Origin of the sequence: Pseudomonas boreofloridensis, from assembly GCF_030580795.1 — a bacterium.
GTDB classification, from domain to species: Bacteria; Pseudomonadota; Gammaproteobacteria; order Pseudomonadales; family Pseudomonadaceae; genus Aquipseudomonas; species Aquipseudomonas boreofloridensis.
This window is the reverse complement of record NZ_JAUQOQ010000005.1, coordinates 22,954-38,101: the sequence shown is the minus strand read 5'-3', so window position 1 is coordinate 38,101 and position 15,148 is coordinate 22,954. Positions and strand designations below refer to the sequence as shown.

Below are 15,148 nucleotides of genomic sequence, written 5' to 3'. Positions count from 1 at the left end.
CGCTCCCGAAGCTATTTGTCGAAGGGTTTCACAAATGTGATCTTAGGCTCTTTGACCGGACCTTGAACCCGATAATGCACGCTGGCGAAGCGCGCAACGCGGTCGCCGATCAGACGATCTACCAGGAACAATGCCCCACCCACCGCCGGAGCACCGACGATCAACGCAGCCAGTGGCAGGTTGTTGGTGACCGGCAGGGTCACCTGCAGATTGGCGTCGATGCGGTCACGGACAAGATCGAGCGTACCGTCGAGTTCGAAATTGCTCGAAGGTCCGGTCACCGCGATCGGCTTGCGGGTCACATAGACGCCTTCGCTGGCCACCAGCAAGCCCTTGACCCGATCATAGGCCAGGCCCTGACCGAACAGGTCGGTGAAGTCCAGGCGCAGACGGCGACCGATCGAGTTGAAATTCAACAGGCCGAATACGCGAAGGGCTTGGGCACCGCCCTCGACCTCGACGAACTGCCCGGTGCGCAGTGCAGCATCGAGGCTTCCCGAGAAGCGCTTGAGACTGACCCAGGCTGGCGAGCCTGGCCAGCGACCGTCGACGTCCATGCGGAAGCTGCGGCTGGTGACGGTCGGCGCAAAGCCCCAGGCCTTGAGCACATCACCGAGATTCGCGCCCTGCACGCGGCCTTTGTACCAGCTGGCGCTGCTGTCGGGCGTGCCCTCCCAGCCAGCGCTGCCATCGACACGCAGGCCCTTCAGATCGAGGTTGATGTCATTCACCGAAACGCCGCGTGCCGTTGGGCGTAGCTTGACCGCCGCGCTGCCGAACAGATCGTCGCCGCGGTAGAGCTTGTCGATGCTCAGGTCGAGCATGGGCGCCTTGCGTGGATCGAAGGAGGCCAGCGGGTCCGGCGCATCGTCGGCCGCTTCCTGCTGCGGATCGGCCGGGGGCAGACGCAGGGTCTGCAGTGTAACCACCATCGGTGCCGCCTTGGCGTCGGGCAGGCGGGCGTTGCCCATCACTTCGCGGCTGTCCAGCCGCAGGTCCCAGGCGCTGGCCACCCGCGCCAGGCGCACCACGGCCTGATTGAGTTCGGTGCCGAAAGCGCTCAGCCGGCCGATGCTCAAGTCGACGCTCTGCAAGGTCTGGCGCGCGCTGCCGCCAGGGTCCTGCCCTGCATATTTGCCCATCTGCTGCTGCCAGGGCTCCAGGTCCAGCGTCTCCAGCCGGCCCCGCACTCGCAGGCCTTGAGCACCGGGTACGTTGGCCGAACCACCGCCGAGCACCAACTCGCCGCGGCCCTGTTCGGGCTTGTCCAAGGTGGTGGCATAGGCCAACTGCGCCAGGTCGGCATACCGCGCATCGAAGCGTCGCTCGGCGCCTTGCAGGGTCATGCCGAAGCTGCTGTCGCGCACCGTGGTCATGGCCTTGCCGAACGGCGGCGGCAAGTCGATGATCAGCCCCTTGAGCGACGAGTTGATGTCCAGACGGTTGTCACGACTGCCAAGGCTGAGTTGCAGTTGGTAGGGCAGATCGCCCGAAGCCGGCAATGGCTGCTTGAACTGCAGCCACTCGGTCAACGCCTTGAGTGCCACCTGACCGCTGGCCTGGATACGGGTCTGGATCTGGCCGCCCTGCCCTTCGGCGAAAATCTGCGCCGAGACCGGTTTACCGAAGGCCTGCAGGCTGATGTCTTTACCGCTCAAACCCTTGTCCAGATCGAAGTTGAAGTCGCCCTTGAGGCGGCTCAATTCAAGCGCAGGCGGCTCCACTTTCAGTCGCGCATCATGGGTGGCGAAATCGACGTTCACCTTGGGCTGCATGCCGTGCTCCAAGGGAATGTCCAGCTTGACCTTGCCCCGCAGCGGACCCTCGCCCTCCCAGCCGGCGAAGATCTCGCCAGTGCCGATGGGCGCCTGCTTGAGGATCTTCAGACCGTCGCCCAGGCTGCCGTCGAACTTGCCGTCCAGATACAGGTGGCTGTGCTGGTCGCCCTCGACGTGAGGGATATCGACGCGCACGTCGCTGACTTTGGTATCGAGCAACAGGCCCTGGTTGGCCTGGATATGCACGCCGCTGTCCTGAATGCGCACCTTGCCGTCCACCTGCCGCACCTGCGGCCAGCCGGGCTGGAAATCGAGGGTGGCGTCGTGGACGTCGAAGAACAGGCTGATGCTGCGCGAATGATCCGGCGCATCGTGGTTCAACGAACCCTGGTACTGGAAATAACCCTCATCGACCGCGCCCTTGACGATGGCGCTGCGCAACCACTGATCCAGCGCCGGGCTGAGCACCTGCGGCAGGTACTTGGCCGTGTAGCGCCCGTCGCCGTCGGTCAGACCGACGCGCAGGTCCATGTAGTCGGCCTGTTGCTCGTGGAAACGGAAGCGAATGAGGAAGTCGGCGGCGATCTTGCCTTCATCGCCGAGCACTTTGATGTAGGGCGCGATCAGGGTGAACCCGTCGTCGTCCAGCGCCCAGGTCAGGCGAGCATTGGCTTTCTGGTAGTGCCAGGGCTTGGCGAAGATCGGGTAGAGGTGAAGCATGAAGGCATCGCTGTCCAGGCGCAGCTCGCCCTGGCCCAGATCGCCGCTGATGCTGCCGCTGACATTGCCGGCCGCCGGAGCGCCGTGGTAGGCGTCGAAGCCGACGTTGTCGAGGTTGGCGGCGAACGCCAGGCGTTGGTCGCCTTCGGCCTGGGGGCGGATGTCGAGTCGCACGTTGCGCAGGGCACCGGTAACCTTCAGCGCATCGACTACGGTCATCAGTTTGTCGGGCAGCGGCGCCAGTGCGTCGATCAACGGGGTGATCGGCGTCAGGTCGAGGCGGTCGGCCTGAACGTGCCAAGTGTCGCCTGAGTCATCCGTAGCGGGTGCTTGCTGCGCCTGCAGGTGGCTTTCCCAGCGAGTGTCGCCGATGTTCGCCGCCAGCGAATCGACCACCGCCTCGTACCCTTCTCGCCCTTGGCGAACCCAGGCAGACAGGGCCAGATTGTCCAGGGTGATCATCTTGCGGTCCGCGTAGGCACCTCGCAATGTCGGTGCGTTGAGCCGAGCGACGCCGCGCTGCAAGCGCCCTTCGCGCCAGTCGACCCAGAACTCGCCGCCTGCACGCAGGGTCTTGGCCCGCCATTGGCCCAGCACACTGGGCGGCAGCCAGCGCGCCCAGTCGCTCTGCGGCAGGCTCAGATAGGCTTGGTAGTCGCCTTCGCGCCAGGCCTCGGGTTTGGCGCGACTGCGCAGGTTGAGCGCCAGAGGCTGGCCGTCCGGTAGGGTTGCCTGCAGTTCCAGGGACTGCCGCGCGGGACTGGCCTGCAGACCGAGGCTGACATAGGTCAGGGTGAGAGGGTCGCGTCCAAACGGCTGGAGGGTAACCTGACTGTCGAACACATCGACCCGTCCCAATTGACGCAGGCGCTGCAGCACCTGGGCGGCATCGAACGGCTCGTCATCCTTTTTCGGCAGCCCTTCCAAGCGCCACTCGCCCTGTGGATTCTCGCGCAGGATCACTTGCAGGCCGCCAAACTGAATGTGCGCCAGACGCACTTCGCGGGCCTTGAGGCTGGCCCACAAGTCGGGTACCAGCTTGACCTCGTCCAGGCGCAGCGCCGACGCCCCCTCACCCAATTGCAGGTCGCTGACCCGCAGCACCGGTGCCAGGCCGCTCCAGCGTCCCTCCAGGACGCCGATATGCACGGGCATGCCCAGCGCCTGCTCGGCCTTGTCCTGCAGCTCGTTACGGTATTCGGCCACCAGCGGCGCCAATTGTCGGCCGAGACTCACATACAGCGCGAGTAACACGACCAGCAGTGCGCAGAGGCCAAGGCCCCACCGGGTCATCGCGCCCAGGACGCGGTTCAGACGTCCCATGGCCAAGGCCCTCCGAGTCGTCCATCAACTATGGCCGCACCCGCAGATTTCGCCACAGCACGGAGGTATTCAGCGCGAGTCAGAGCAGCACCACATCATATTGTTCCTGGGAATACATGGACTCGACCTGGAAGCGAATGGTTCGCCCGATGAACGCTTCCAGTTCGGCGACGTTACCCGACTCCTCATCCAGCAGCCGATCGACCACCTTCTGATTGGCCAGCACCCGATAGCCCTCGGCCTGGTAGGCGCGGGCCTCGCGCAGAATCTCGCGAAAGATCTCGTAGCAAATGGTTTCCGGGGTTTTCAGCTTGCCGCGCCCCTGGCACGCCTGGCAGGGCTCGCAGAGCACCTGCTCGAGGCTCTCGCGGGTGCGCTTGCGGGTCATCTGCACCAGGCCCAGCTCGGTGATGCCGATGATGTTGGTCTTGGCGTGATCGCGCTCGAGTTGCTTCTCCAGCGTGCGCAGCACCTGGCGGCGGTGTTCCTCATCTTCCATGTCGATGAAGTCGATGATGATGATGCCGCCGATATTGCGCAGGCGCAGTTGTCGGGCAATGGCCGTGGCCGCTTCCAGATTGGTCTTGAAGATCGTCTCTTCGAGGTTGCGATGGCCGACGAAGGCGCCTGTGTTGACGTCGATGGTGGTCATGGCCTCGGCCGGGTCGACCACCAGATAACCACCGGACTTCAGCGGCACCTTGCGCTCCAGCGCGCGCTGGATCTCGTCTTCGACACCGTAGAGGTCGAAAATCGGCCGCTCGCCCGGATAGTGCTCGAGGCGGTCGGCGATCTCGGGCATCAGCTCGCCGACGAACTGCGTGGTTTTCTGGAAGGTTTCCCGGGAATCGATACGGATCTTCTCGATCTTCGGGTGGACCAGGTCTCGCAAGGTGCGCAGTGCCAGGCCCAGGTCTTCGTAGATGACGGTGGGCGCGCCGCAGGTCTGGATCTGGCTGGCGATCTGCTCCCAGAGGCGGCGCAGATAGCGGATGTCCTGCAGGATATCCTCGGCCCGCGCGCCTTCCGCGGCGGTGCGCAGGATGAAACCGCCGGCGTCCTTGAGGTTTTCCTGGGTCATGGAGTCGCTGACCACCTGTTTGAGGCGGTCACGCTCGGCTTCGTCTTCGATCTTCAGCGAGATGCCGACATGGCTGCTGCGCGGCATGTACACCAGGTAACGCGAGGGAATCGACAACTGGGTGGTCAGGCGCGCGCCCTTGGTGCCGATCGGATCCTTGGTCACCTGCACCACCAGGGCCTGGCCCTCGTGCACCAAGGCGGTGATGGTCTCGACCGCCGAGCCTTCGCGTTGGGAGATTTCCGAAGCATGGATGAAGGCTGCGCGTTCCAGACCGATGTCGACGAAAGCCGCCTGCATACCCGGCAACACCCGCACCACCTTGCCCTTGTAGATATTGCCGACGATACCGCGGCGCTGGGTGCGCTCGACATGCACTTCCTGCAACACGCCGTTTTCCACCACTGCCACGCGTGATTCCATCGGGGTGATGTTGATCAGGATCTCTTCGCTCATGGCAGCTCTCGTCAAAGGTCTTCGGTAATCATGGATGGCGGGCGCACGTCTGGCCAGCGTTAAGCGATTTCCTCGTGCTGCCAGCAAGGGATGGCGAACTGCTCGAGCAGCTCGGCGGTTTCGCTCAGGGGCAGGCCGACGACGGCCGAGTAGCTGCCGGCGATGGCGCTGACGAATACCGCGCCAAGGCCTTGGATGGCATAACCACCGGCCTTGTCCACAGGCTCGCCGCTGGCCCAGTAGCGCCAGGCTTCGTCGAAGGAGATGGCGCGAAAACGCACTTGGGTGGCCACGCACAGGCTCAGCGAGCGTTGGCCATCGGTGAGCGCCACGGCGGTGAGCACCTGGTGCTCGCGTCCGGACAGATCGCCGAGCATGGCCAGCGCATGCTCGCGATCGTCCGGCTTGCCGAGGATCACGCCGTCGAGCACCACCGCAGTGTCGGCCCCGAGCACCACGCCGGGCGCCGTCAGCGTGGCGAAACCGGCTGCGGCCTTGGCCCGTGCCAGACGCTCGACATAGGCCTGTGACGCTTCGGCGGGCAACGGCGTTTCATCGATGGGTGCGTGAACCCGCGTGAACGGCACGCCGATCTGGGCCAGCAGCTCGCGCCGACGCGGCGAGCCGGAGGCCAGGTACAGTTGGGTCATGTGGACATCTCCCTGTCAGTGGCGACGCGTCAGTGGATGTGCAGGCGTCGGCGCAGGCCACGCAGGGCGAAGCTGATCCAGGGCCAGAGCAAGGCACTGATCACCGCCGACCAGACCAGCGCCAGGGTCGGCAGGCGGTTACCGGTCAGGGCGCTGAGCCACAGCTGGATCAACTGGGCGATGCCGAACACCACCAGGATCACCAGGCTTTGCTGCCACATGGGGAACATGCGCAGGCGCTGCTGCAAGGACAGCACCAGGAACGTGATCAACGTGAGAATCAGCGCGTTCTGCCCCAATAGGGTGCCATACAGCACGTCTTCGGCCAGCCCCAGGACGAACGCAGTGGTCATGCCGACCTTGCTCGGCACCGCCAGTGTCCAGAACGCCAGCAACAAAGCGAGCCACATGGGGCGAAACACTTCCATGAATTGCGGCATCGGCGTCACGCTGAGCAACAAGCCGATGACGAAGGTCAGCCAGATCGCCCAGCCATTTCTGCTACGGGTACTGACCATCATTCACTCCGCGGCTGGGCCGGCGCTGCTGGCGTGGCGGCCGGATGAGAGGTGGACGAGCCGTGCGCCGGCGCCGAGGAACCAGACGCAGCTGGAGCATGGCCCTGCGCGTCGCCGGTCGAGGCCGGCGCTTGGCCGGTCGCCGCGCCCGGATGAGCGTCCTTGGCACCCTGGCGATCGGCCTCCTCCTGCGCGATGGCCGCATCGGTGGCGCGTTGCTCAGGCGTGCGTCGGTCGCTGAACACCAGCAGCATGTAGCGACTGCGGTTGAGCGCGGCGGTGGGGATGGCACGAACGATGGCGAAGGGCTGCCCGGAGTCGTGGATCACTTCGTTGACCGTGGCCACCGGATAACCGGCCGGGAAACGTTGCCCCATGCCGGAGCTCACCAGCAGATCGCCTTCCTTGATGTCGGCGGTGTCAGCCACATGGCGCAGCTCCAGACGTTCCGGATTGCCCGTGCCACTGGCGATGGCGCGCAGGCCATTGCGATTGACCTGGACAGGGATGCTGTGGGTGGTGTCGGTGAGCAGCAGCACCCGCGAGGTGTAAGGCATCAGCTCGACCACCTGGCCCATCAGGCCGCGCGCATCGAGCACCGGCTGACCGAGGAACACGCCGTCGCGCTCGCCCTTGTTGATCAGGATGCGATGGGTAAACGGATTGGGGTCGACGCCGATCAACTCCGCCACCTCGACCTTCTCGTTGACCAGCGCAGAAGAGTTGAGCAGTTCGCGCAAGCGCACGTTCTGTTCGGTGAGTGCGGCCAATTTCTGCAAACGCCCCTGCAACAGCAGCGCTTCGGTCTTGAGTTTCTCGTTCTCGGCGATCAGTTCGGTGCGGCTGCCGAACTGCCCGGCAACGCCTTGCCACAGACGCTGCGGCAAATCGGTGACCCAATAGGACTCCATCAGCACCAGCCCCATCTGGCTGCGCACCGGTTTGAGCACGTCGAAGCGCGAGTCGACCACCATCAGCGCGACCGACATCACCACCAGCACGAGCAGACGAACGCCCAGCGAAGGGCCCTTGGAGAAAAGCGGTTTAATGGGCCGTTCCTCGTGGACGACGATTCAGGCGGTCATTGCACAGGGTCAATGCAACCACCTGCCTGCGGGTTGACGGAAACGACGCCCAACGGACGCCAGCCCAGCGCATACAGGTAGCACTGTGTGTGCCACCTGTAAACCGGGGGATTTTCAGCGAACAGCGACGCGCAAGCGACTCACTCGCTGGAGAGCAGGTCCATGGCGTGCTTGTCCATCATCTCCAGCGCACGACCACCGCCGCGCGCGACGCAGGTCAGCGGGTCTTCGGCGACGATCACCGGCAGACCGGTTTCCTGGGCCAGCAGCTTGTCGAGGTCGCGCAGCAGGGCACCACCACCGGTCAGCACCAGACCGCGCTCGGCGATGTCCGAGGCCAGTTCCGGCGGCGACTGCTCCAAGGCGCTCTTGACCGCCTGGACGATGGTCGCCAGGGACTCCTGCAGCGCTTCGAGCACTTCGTTGGAATTCAGGGTGAAGGCACGCGGCACGCCTTCGGCCAGGTTACGGCCGCGCACATCGACTTCGCGGATTTCGCCACCTGGGTAGGCGGTGCCGATTTCCTGCTTGATGCGCTCGGCGGTGGATTCGCCGATCAGGCTGCCGTAGTTGCGACGTACATAGGTGACGATGGCTTCGTCGAAGCGGTCGCCGCCGACGCGAACGGACTCGGCGTAGACCACACCGTTGAGCGAGATCAACGCGATCTCGGTGGTACCACCGCCGATATCCACGACCATCGAGCCGCGCGCTTCCTCGACCGGCAAGCCGGCGCCGATTGCGGCGGCCATGGGTTCTTCGATCAGGAACACTTCGCGGGCACCGGCGCCCAGCGCCGATTCACGGATGGCGCGGCGTTCGACCTGGGTCGATTTGCACGGGACGCAGATCAGCACACGAGGGCTGGGCTGCAGGAAGCTGTTTTCGTGAACCTTGTTGATGAAGTACTGCAGCATCTTTTCGCAGACGCTGAAGTCGGCGATCACGCCGTCCTTCATCGGACGAATGGCGGCAATGTTGCCAGGTGTACGGCCGAGCATGCGCTTGGCTTCGGTGCCGACGGCCACGACGCTTTTCTGGTTGCCGTGGGTACGGATGGCAACGACCGAGGGCTCATTCAGGACAATACCGCGCTCACGCACGTAAATAAGGGTGTTGGCAGTACCCAGGTCGATGGACAGATCGCTGGAAAACATGCCACGCAGTTTCTTGAACATGGGAAAGTGACCCTGGGGAAAGCGTGGGTAAAAAAGTGCGGCAAACTCTAACAATGGCAGGGATTTTGGGCAAGGAGCCAATATGGTAAATTGGCAGTTTTTCCGAGCACGCCAGCCGATGATCGCGGCCGTATGACCGCCAGAATCCCGGCATGTTCCTCAATACGGAAGCATTCTGTTTCTGTTTTTCCTGGAGATCCCCATGGCGCTTGAACGCTGTGACGTGGAAAAGATCGCCCATCTGGCCCGCCTGGGTCTCAATGAAGGCGAACTGCCACGCATTACCGATGCCCTGAACAGTATTCTCGGGCTGGTCGACCAGATGCAAGCCGTCGACACCACCGGCATCGAGCCGCTGGCCCACCCGCTCGAAGCCACCCAGCGCCTGCGTCCCGACCAGGTGACCGAAAGCAACCAGCGTGATCGCTACCAAGCGGTGGCACCCTCGACCGAGAACGGTCTGTACCTGGTTCCGAAAGTCATCGAGTAAGGGATAGAACCTGCCATGCATCAACTCACTCTGGCCGAGATCGCCCGCGCCCTCGCCGACAAGTCGTTTTCCTCCGAAGAGCTGACCCGCACGCTGCTGGCGCGCATCCAGCAGCTCGACCCCCAGCTCAACAGCTTCATCAGCATCACCGAAGAACAAGCCCTGCAACAGGCCCGCGCCGCCGACCAACGGCGCGCCCAGGGCGAGACCGGTGCGCTGCTGGGCGCGCCCATCGCCCACAAGGACCTGTTCTGCACCCAGGGCGTGCGCACCAGCTGTGGCTCGAAGATGCTCGACAGCTTCACCGCGCCCTATGACGCCACCGTGGTCGCACGCCTGGCCCAGGCCGGCATGGTCAGCCTCGGCAAGACCAACATGGACGAATTCGCCATGGGCTCGGCCAACGAGTCCAGCCACTATGGCGCGGTGAAAAACCCGTGGAATCTCGAACACGTGCCTGGCGGTTCCTCCGGTGGTTCGGCCGCCGCGGTGGCCGCACGCCTGCTGCCCGCTGCCACCGGCACCGACACCGGCGGTTCGATCCGCCAACCGGCGGCCCTGACCAGTCTCACCGGTCTCAAGCCTACCTATGGCCGGGTTTCGCGCTGGGGCATGATCGCCTACGCCTCGAGCCTCGACCAGGGCGGCCCGATGGCCCGCACCGCCGAAGACTGCGCGCTGTTGCTGCAAGCCATGGCCGGTTTCGACCCGAACGACTCCACCAGCGTCGACGAGCCGGTACCCGACTACAGCGCCAACCTGAACGCCCCGCTCGAGGGCCTGCGCATCGGCCTGCCGAAGGAGTACTTCGGTGCCGGCCTCGACCCGCGCATCGGCGAATTGGTGCACAACAGCGTCAAGGCGCTGGAAAAGCTCGGCGCGGTGGTCAAGGAAATCAGCCTGCCGAACATGCAGCATGCCATCCCGGCCTACTACGTGATCGCCCCGGCCGAAGCCTCCTCCAACCTGTCGCGCTTCGACGGCGTGCGCTTCGGCCACCGCTGCGAAAACCCCAAAGACCTCACCGACCTTTACAAGCGCTCGCGCGGCGAGGGTTTCGGCCCTGAAGTGCAGCGCCGGATCATGGTCGGCACCTACGCCCTGTCGGCTGGCTATTACGATGCCTACTACGTCAAGGCCCAGCAAATCCGCCGCCTGATCAAGAACGACTTCATGACGGCCTTCGAGCAGGTCGACGTGATCCTCGGCCCGACCACGCCGAACCTGGCCTGGAAACTCGGGGCCAAGAGCAGCGATCCGGTCGCCGCTTACCTCGAGGACGTCTACACCATCACCGCCAACCTGGCGGGCCTGCCGGGCCTGTCGATGCCGGCCGGCTTCGTCGATGGCCTGCCGGTAGGCGTGCAACTGCTGGCCCCGTATTTCCAGGAAGGCCGCCTGCTCAACGTCGCGCACCGCTACCAGCAAGTCACCGACTGGCACACCCGCGCCCCCAACGGCTTCTGAGGAATTCACACATGCAATGGGAAGTTGTGATCGGGCTGGAGATTCATACCCAGCTCGCCACCCAGTCGAAGATTTTCTCCGGCAGCGCCACCACCTTCGGCTCCGAGCCGAACACCCAGGCCAGCCTGGTCGACCTCGGCATGCCGGGTGTGTTGCCAGTGCTGAACCAGGAGGCAGTGCGCATGGCGTGCATGTTCGGCCTGGCCATCGATGCCCAGATCGGACCGCGAAACGTGTTCGCGCGCAAGAACTACTTCTACCCCGACCTGCCCAAGGGCTACCAGATCAGCCAGATGGAGCTGCCGATCGTCGGCAAGGGCCACCTGGACATCGCCCTGGAAGACGGCACGCTCAAGCGCATTGGCGTCACCCGCGCTCACCTTGAAGAGGATGCGGGCAAGAGCCTGCACGAAGACTTCAACGGCGCCACCGGCATCGACCTCAACCGCGCCGGCACGCCGCTGCTGGAGATCGTCTCCGAGCCGGACATGCGCAGCGCCAAGGAGGCGGTGGCCTACGTCAAGGCCATCCATGCGCTGGTGCGCTACCTGGGCATCTGCGACGGCAACATGGCCGAAGGTTCGCTGCGCTGCGACTGCAACGTGTCGATTCGCCCGAAAGGCCAGGCCGAGTTCGGCACTCGCTGCGAGATCAAGAACGTCAACTCCTTCCGCTTCATCGAACGGGCGATCAACAGCGAGATCCAGCGCCAGATCGACCTGATCGAGGACGGCGGCAAGGTGGTCCAGGAAACCCGCCTGTACGACCCGAACAAGGACGAAACGCGCTCCATGCGCAGCAAGGAGGAAGCCAACGACTACCGTTACTTCCCCGATCCGGACCTGCTGCCAGTGGTCATCGAGCCGAGCTTCCTCGACACCGTTCGCGCCTCGCTGCCGGAGCTGCCGACGCAAAAGGTCGAGCGCTTCCAGAACCAGTACGGCCTGTCGCCGTACGACGCCAACGTGCTGGCCAGCAGCCGCGAACAGGCCGACTACTTCGAGCAGGTGGCCAAGATCGGCGGTGACGCCAAGCTGGCGGCCAACTGGGTGATGGTCGAGCTGGGCAGCCTGCTGAACAAGCTGGGCGTCGAGATCGACCAGTCGCCGGTCAGCGCCGAACAGCTCGGCGGCATGCTGCTGCGCATTCGCGACAACACCATCAGCGGCAAGATCGCCAAGACCGTGTTCGAGGCCATGGCTGCAGGTGAAGGCGATGCCGACGGCATCATCGAAAGCAAAGGCCTGAAACAGGTCACCGACACCGGTGCCATCGACAAGATGCTCGAAGACGTGCTGGCCGCCAACGCCGAACAGGTCGAGCAGTACCGCGCCGCCGATGAGGCCAAGCGCGGCAAGATGTTCGGCTTCTTCGTCGGCCAGGCCATGAAGGCCTCCAAGGGCAAGGCCAACCCGGGGCAGGTGAACCAACTGCTCAAGGCCAAGCTCGAAGGGTGACCTTCGCAGGAGCGGCTTCGCGCCGCTCCTGCAGGTTCTGCGCCTGACCTGCCAGTACCGGAGCACCCGATCTACCCATGCGTTCGTTCATCCGTTTTCTGCCCCTCGCTGTGCTCGCCGTCCTCGGCGGCTGCGCCAACCACGCCATCGATCCGCGCGGCTATGACGAAACCGGCACGGCCTCGTACTACGGTGCACGCCACCACGGCAACCGCACCGCCAGCGGCGAACCCTTCAACCAGCATGGCCTGACCGCCGCCCATCGCTCCCTGGCGTTCGGCAGCCGGGTGCTGGTGACCAATCTGTCCAACCAACGCAGCGTTGTGGTGCGTATCAATGATCGCGGCCCGCACACCCGCGGCCGGCTCATCGACCTATCCCGGGCTGCCGCTGAAAAAATCGGCATGCTGCGTAGCGGAACGGCGCGCGTGCGGGTACAAGGATTGAGCGACTGACCTGACGGGAGCTGTACCATTTTCGACCTAGCCACCCTTCCCACCTTCAGCCTCCTGCAATTGGGCCTGGGCCTCGTGCTGCTGGTGCTCGGCGCCGAGCTGCTGGTACGCGCCGCCTTGCGCCTGGCGGTGCGCCTGCACGTCAGGCCACTGATCATCGGCCTGAGCCTGGTCGCCTTCGGCAGCACCGCGCCACAACTGACCGTCAGTCTGCAAGCCGCCTACCAGGGCGCGCCTGACGTGGCGATCGGCAGCGTGATCGGCAGCAACATCTTCAATGTCCTGGTGATCCTCGGCCTGGCCGCACTGATCATCCCGCTGCGCGTTTCGCGGCAACTGGTGCGCCTGGACATTCCGCTGATGATCGCCGCCAGTGCGCTGGTCTACCTGCTGGCCGCCAACGCAGAGCTGGGCCGTTTCGAAGGCCTGTTGCTGCTGTTGGGATTGCTCGGCTACCTGGGCATGCTGTGGCATCAGTCACGCCACTACGCACGCACCTACCCGGCCCCGGACACAGCCCACCGCAGCGCCGCACGCTTCTGGAGCTTAGTGTTACTGCAGGTGATCGGTGGGCTGGTATTGCTGAGCCTGGGCGGGCATCTGTTGTTGCAGGCGGCAGTCGAGGTCGCCACCGACCTGGGACTGTCGGAGCGCGTCATCGGCTTGACCGTGGTCGCGGTCTGCACCTCATTGCCGGAACTGGCGGCGGCGTTGATCGCCGCCTTGCGCGGGGAGCGCGAGATCGCGGTGGGCACCGTGATCGGCAGCAATCTGTTCAACCTGCTGGGCGTGTTGGGCCTGACGGCGCTGATCACGCCCGAGCCGCTGTCGATCTCGCCCAATGCCCTGGACTTCGACTTGCCAGTCATGCTCGGCGTCGCGGCGCTGAGCCTGCCGGTGTTCTATTCCGGCTATCGCATCACCCGCGCCGAGGGCCTGGTGTTCCTGGCGCTGTACCTGGCCTACGGCCTGCACGTGGTGGCCTTCACCACTGGCCTGCCGCTGGCCGAACGCCTGGAACGACTGATGCTGCTGTATGTGCTGCCGGTGCTCGGTGCCGTGCTGCTCTACACCACCGTTCGCGCCTGGCGCCGACAGCACTGAGCAGCCCGCTCGGCAGGATCAGGCGCCGCTCTGACGGCGCTTCTTCAAGCGAAACGCTACCCAAAGCGCGGCGATCCACAAGGGAATCAGCAGCACCGAAATGCGCACCGGCGGCGTCAGGTACATCACCACCAGGATCAACACGATGAAGGCCAGGCACAGGTAGTTGGTCAACGGGTGTCCCAGGCTGCGATAGAACGGCACGATGCCCGCCGCCTGCTTGGCCTTGCGGAACTTCAGGTGGGTGATGCTGATGCTCGCCCAGTTGATCACCAGCGCCGACACCGCCAGGGCCATCAGCAAGCCGAACGCTTCGCCCGGCATCACGTAGTTGATGACCACGCACAGGCCAGTGGCCAGCGCCGAAACGCCCAGCGCCACCAGCGGCACGCCGCGTCGATTGACGGTGAGTAGTTGACGCGGCGCGTCGCCTTGGCTCGCCAGGCCGAACAGCATGCGGCTGTTGGCGTAGACGCAACTGTTGTACACCGACAGCGCCGCAGTGAGCACCACGACGTTGAGCACGGTCGCCACCACATCGCTGTCCAGCGCGTGGAAAATCATCACGAACGGGCTACCGCCCTGCACCACCTTCTGCCACGGGTACAGCGCCAGCAGCACGGCCAGGGCACCGATGTAGAAGATCAGGATGCGGTAGACCACCTGATTGGTCGCCTTGGGAATGCTGCGCCGCGGGTCGTCCGCTTCGGCAGCGGTGATGCCGACCAGCTCCAGGCCGCCGAAGGAAAACATGATCACCGCCAGCGCCATCACCAATCCGGTGATGCCGTTGGGGAAAAATCCGCCGTACTGCCACAGGTTGGCCACGCTGGCATCCGGGCCGCCATGCCCGGTACTCAGCAACCAGGCACCGAAGCCGATCATGCTGACGATGGCCACGACCTTGACCAGCGCGAACCAGAACTCCATCTCGCCATAGACCTTCACCTGGGTCAGGTTGATGGCGTTGATCACCACGAAGAAGATCGCCGCCGTGGCCCAGGTCGGAAACGTGGGCCACCAGTACTGCACGTAGATGCCCACCGCCGTCAGTTCGGCCATGCCGACCAGCACGTAGACCACCCAGTAGTTCCACCCGGAGACGAAACCTGCGAACTCGCTCCAGTAGCGATGGGCGAAGTGGCTGAAGCTACCGGCCACCGGTTCCTCGACCACCATTTCGCCGAGCTGGCGCATGATCAGGAAGGCCATCAGCCCGGCGATCGCATAACCCAGCAGCACCGAAGGGCCAGCCAACTGGATGGTCTGGGCGATACCCAGGAACAGGCCGGTACCGATGGCACCGCCCAACGCGATCAGCTGGATATGGCGGTTCTTCAGCCCGCGTTGCAACCCCTCGGGCGTGCTCTGGTCTTGCATGAAGTG

12 protein-coding genes are annotated in these 15,148 nt (G+C 64.5%); 5 read left to right on the top strand and 7 right to left on the bottom strand.

The window, feature by feature from the left end; genetic code table 11:
• Positions 1–11: 11 nt before the first annotated feature.
• The 6 genes from Q6A47_RS07655 to mreB form a co-directional block, all read right to left on the bottom strand.
• The gene (locus Q6A47_RS07655; RefSeq protein WP_304483811.1) at positions 12–3,821 is read right to left on the bottom strand and encodes a YhdP family protein; all 3,810 of its coding nucleotides are present in this window, start codon (positions 3,819–3,821) and stop codon (positions 12–14) included.
• Between the two features lie 79 nt (positions 3,822–3,900).
• Positions 3,901–5,358, bottom strand: coding sequence for a ribonuclease G (gene rng / locus Q6A47_RS07650; protein WP_039575586.1), 1,458 nt, complete (start codon positions 5,356–5,358; stop codon positions 3,901–3,903).
• Positions 5,359–5,417: 59 nt separating this feature from the next.
• Positions 5,418–6,008, bottom strand: a complete 591-nt coding sequence (locus tag Q6A47_RS07645; protein WP_304483809.1) for a Maf family protein — start codon at positions 6,006–6,008, stop codon at positions 5,418–5,420.
• Positions 6,009–6,037: 29 nt separating this feature from the next.
• Positions 6,038–6,526: a rod shape-determining protein MreD gene (gene mreD, locus Q6A47_RS07640; RefSeq protein WP_039575581.1), complete on the bottom strand. Its 489-nt coding sequence runs from the start codon at positions 6,524–6,526 to the stop codon at positions 6,038–6,040.
• Positions 6,526–7,527: a rod shape-determining protein MreC gene (gene mreC, locus Q6A47_RS07635; RefSeq protein WP_369811436.1), complete on the bottom strand. Its 1,002-nt coding sequence runs from the start codon at positions 7,525–7,527 to the stop codon at positions 6,526–6,528. The genes mreD and mreC overlap by 1 nt, the downstream gene beginning before the upstream one ends.
• Positions 7,528–7,751: 224 nt before the next feature.
• Entirely contained in the window at positions 7,752–8,789 is a 1,038-nt protein-coding gene (gene mreB / locus Q6A47_RS07630) for a rod shape-determining protein MreB (RefSeq protein ID WP_039575577.1), read from the bottom strand.
• A 202-nt stretch (positions 8,790–8,991) separates the two neighbouring features.
• Here mreB and gatC point away from each other — a divergent pair, with 202 nt between their 5' ends.
• From gatC to Q6A47_RS07605, 5 genes are all read left to right on the top strand, one after another.
• Positions 8,992–9,279 carry an Asp-tRNA(Asn)/Glu-tRNA(Gln) amidotransferase subunit GatC gene (gatC, locus tag Q6A47_RS07625; RefSeq protein WP_029613616.1) on the top strand — a complete coding sequence of 96 codons (288 nt, stop codon included), beginning with the start codon at positions 8,992–8,994 and terminating at the stop codon, positions 9,277–9,279.
• Positions 9,280–9,294: 15 nt separating this feature from the next.
• The gene (gatA, locus tag Q6A47_RS07620) at positions 9,295–10,746 is read left to right on the top strand and encodes an Asp-tRNA(Asn)/Glu-tRNA(Gln) amidotransferase subunit GatA (RefSeq protein WP_039575575.1); all 1,452 of its coding nucleotides are present in this window, start codon (positions 9,295–9,297) and stop codon (positions 10,744–10,746) included.
• An 11-nt stretch (positions 10,747–10,757) separates the two neighbouring features.
• A complete protein-coding gene (gatB, locus tag Q6A47_RS07615; protein ID WP_039575572.1) occupies positions 10,758–12,203 on the top strand; it encodes an Asp-tRNA(Asn)/Glu-tRNA(Gln) amidotransferase subunit GatB in 1,446 nt (481 codons plus the stop codon).
• A gap of 77 nt (positions 12,204–12,280) precedes the next feature.
• Positions 12,281–12,658, top strand: coding sequence for a septal ring lytic transglycosylase RlpA family protein (locus tag Q6A47_RS07610; RefSeq protein WP_039575570.1), 378 nt, complete (start codon positions 12,281–12,283; stop codon positions 12,656–12,658).
• A 60-nt stretch (positions 12,659–12,718) separates the two neighbouring features.
• On the top strand, positions 12,719–13,762 hold the full coding sequence (locus tag Q6A47_RS07605; RefSeq protein ID WP_295484396.1) for a calcium/sodium antiporter: 1,044 nt from the start codon (positions 12,719–12,721) through the stop codon (positions 13,760–13,762).
• Positions 13,763–13,780: 18 nt separating this feature from the next.
• On the opposite strand, the gene Q6A47_RS07600 is transcribed toward Q6A47_RS07605, so the two are convergent.
• Complete coding sequence (locus Q6A47_RS07600; protein ID WP_116887619.1) at positions 13,781–15,142, bottom strand: amino acid permease; 1,362 nt, start codon at positions 15,140–15,142, stop codon at positions 13,781–13,783.
• Positions 15,143–15,148 lie beyond the last annotated feature (6 nt).

Excerpts from the sequence above, each read along its gene's own strand:
- gatB (WP_039575572.1), top strand. The coding sequence starts at position 10,758 with ATGCAATGGGAAGTTGTGATCGGGCTGGAGATTCATACCCAGCTCGCC.
- Q6A47_RS07600 (WP_116887619.1), bottom strand. The coding sequence starts at position 15,142 with ATGCAAGACCAGAGCACGCCCGAGGGGTTGCAACGCGGGCTGAAGAAC.
- gatC (WP_029613616.1), top strand. The coding sequence starts at position 8,992 with ATGGCGCTTGAACGCTGTGACGTGGAAAAGATCGCCCATCTGGCCCGC.
- mreD (WP_039575581.1), bottom strand. The coding sequence starts at position 6,526 with ATGGTCAGTACCCGTAGCAGAAATGGCTGGGCGATCTGGCTGACCTTC.
- Q6A47_RS07655 (WP_304483811.1), bottom strand. The coding sequence starts at position 3,821 with ATGGGACGTCTGAACCGCGTCCTGGGCGCGATGACCCGGTGGGGCCTT.
- Q6A47_RS07645 (WP_304483809.1), bottom strand. The coding sequence starts at position 6,008 with ATGACCCAACTGTACCTGGCCTCCGGCTCGCCGCGTCGGCGCGAGCTG.
- rng (WP_039575586.1), bottom strand. The coding sequence starts at position 5,358 with ATGAGCGAAGAGATCCTGATCAACATCACCCCGATGGAATCACGCGTG.
- mreB (WP_039575577.1), bottom strand. The coding sequence starts at position 8,789 with ATGTTCAAGAAACTGCGTGGCATGTTTTCCAGCGATCTGTCCATCGAC.
- gatA (WP_039575575.1), top strand. The coding sequence starts at position 9,295 with ATGCATCAACTCACTCTGGCCGAGATCGCCCGCGCCCTCGCCGACAAG.
- Q6A47_RS07610 (WP_039575570.1), top strand. The coding sequence starts at position 12,281 with ATGCGTTCGTTCATCCGTTTTCTGCCCCTCGCTGTGCTCGCCGTCCTC.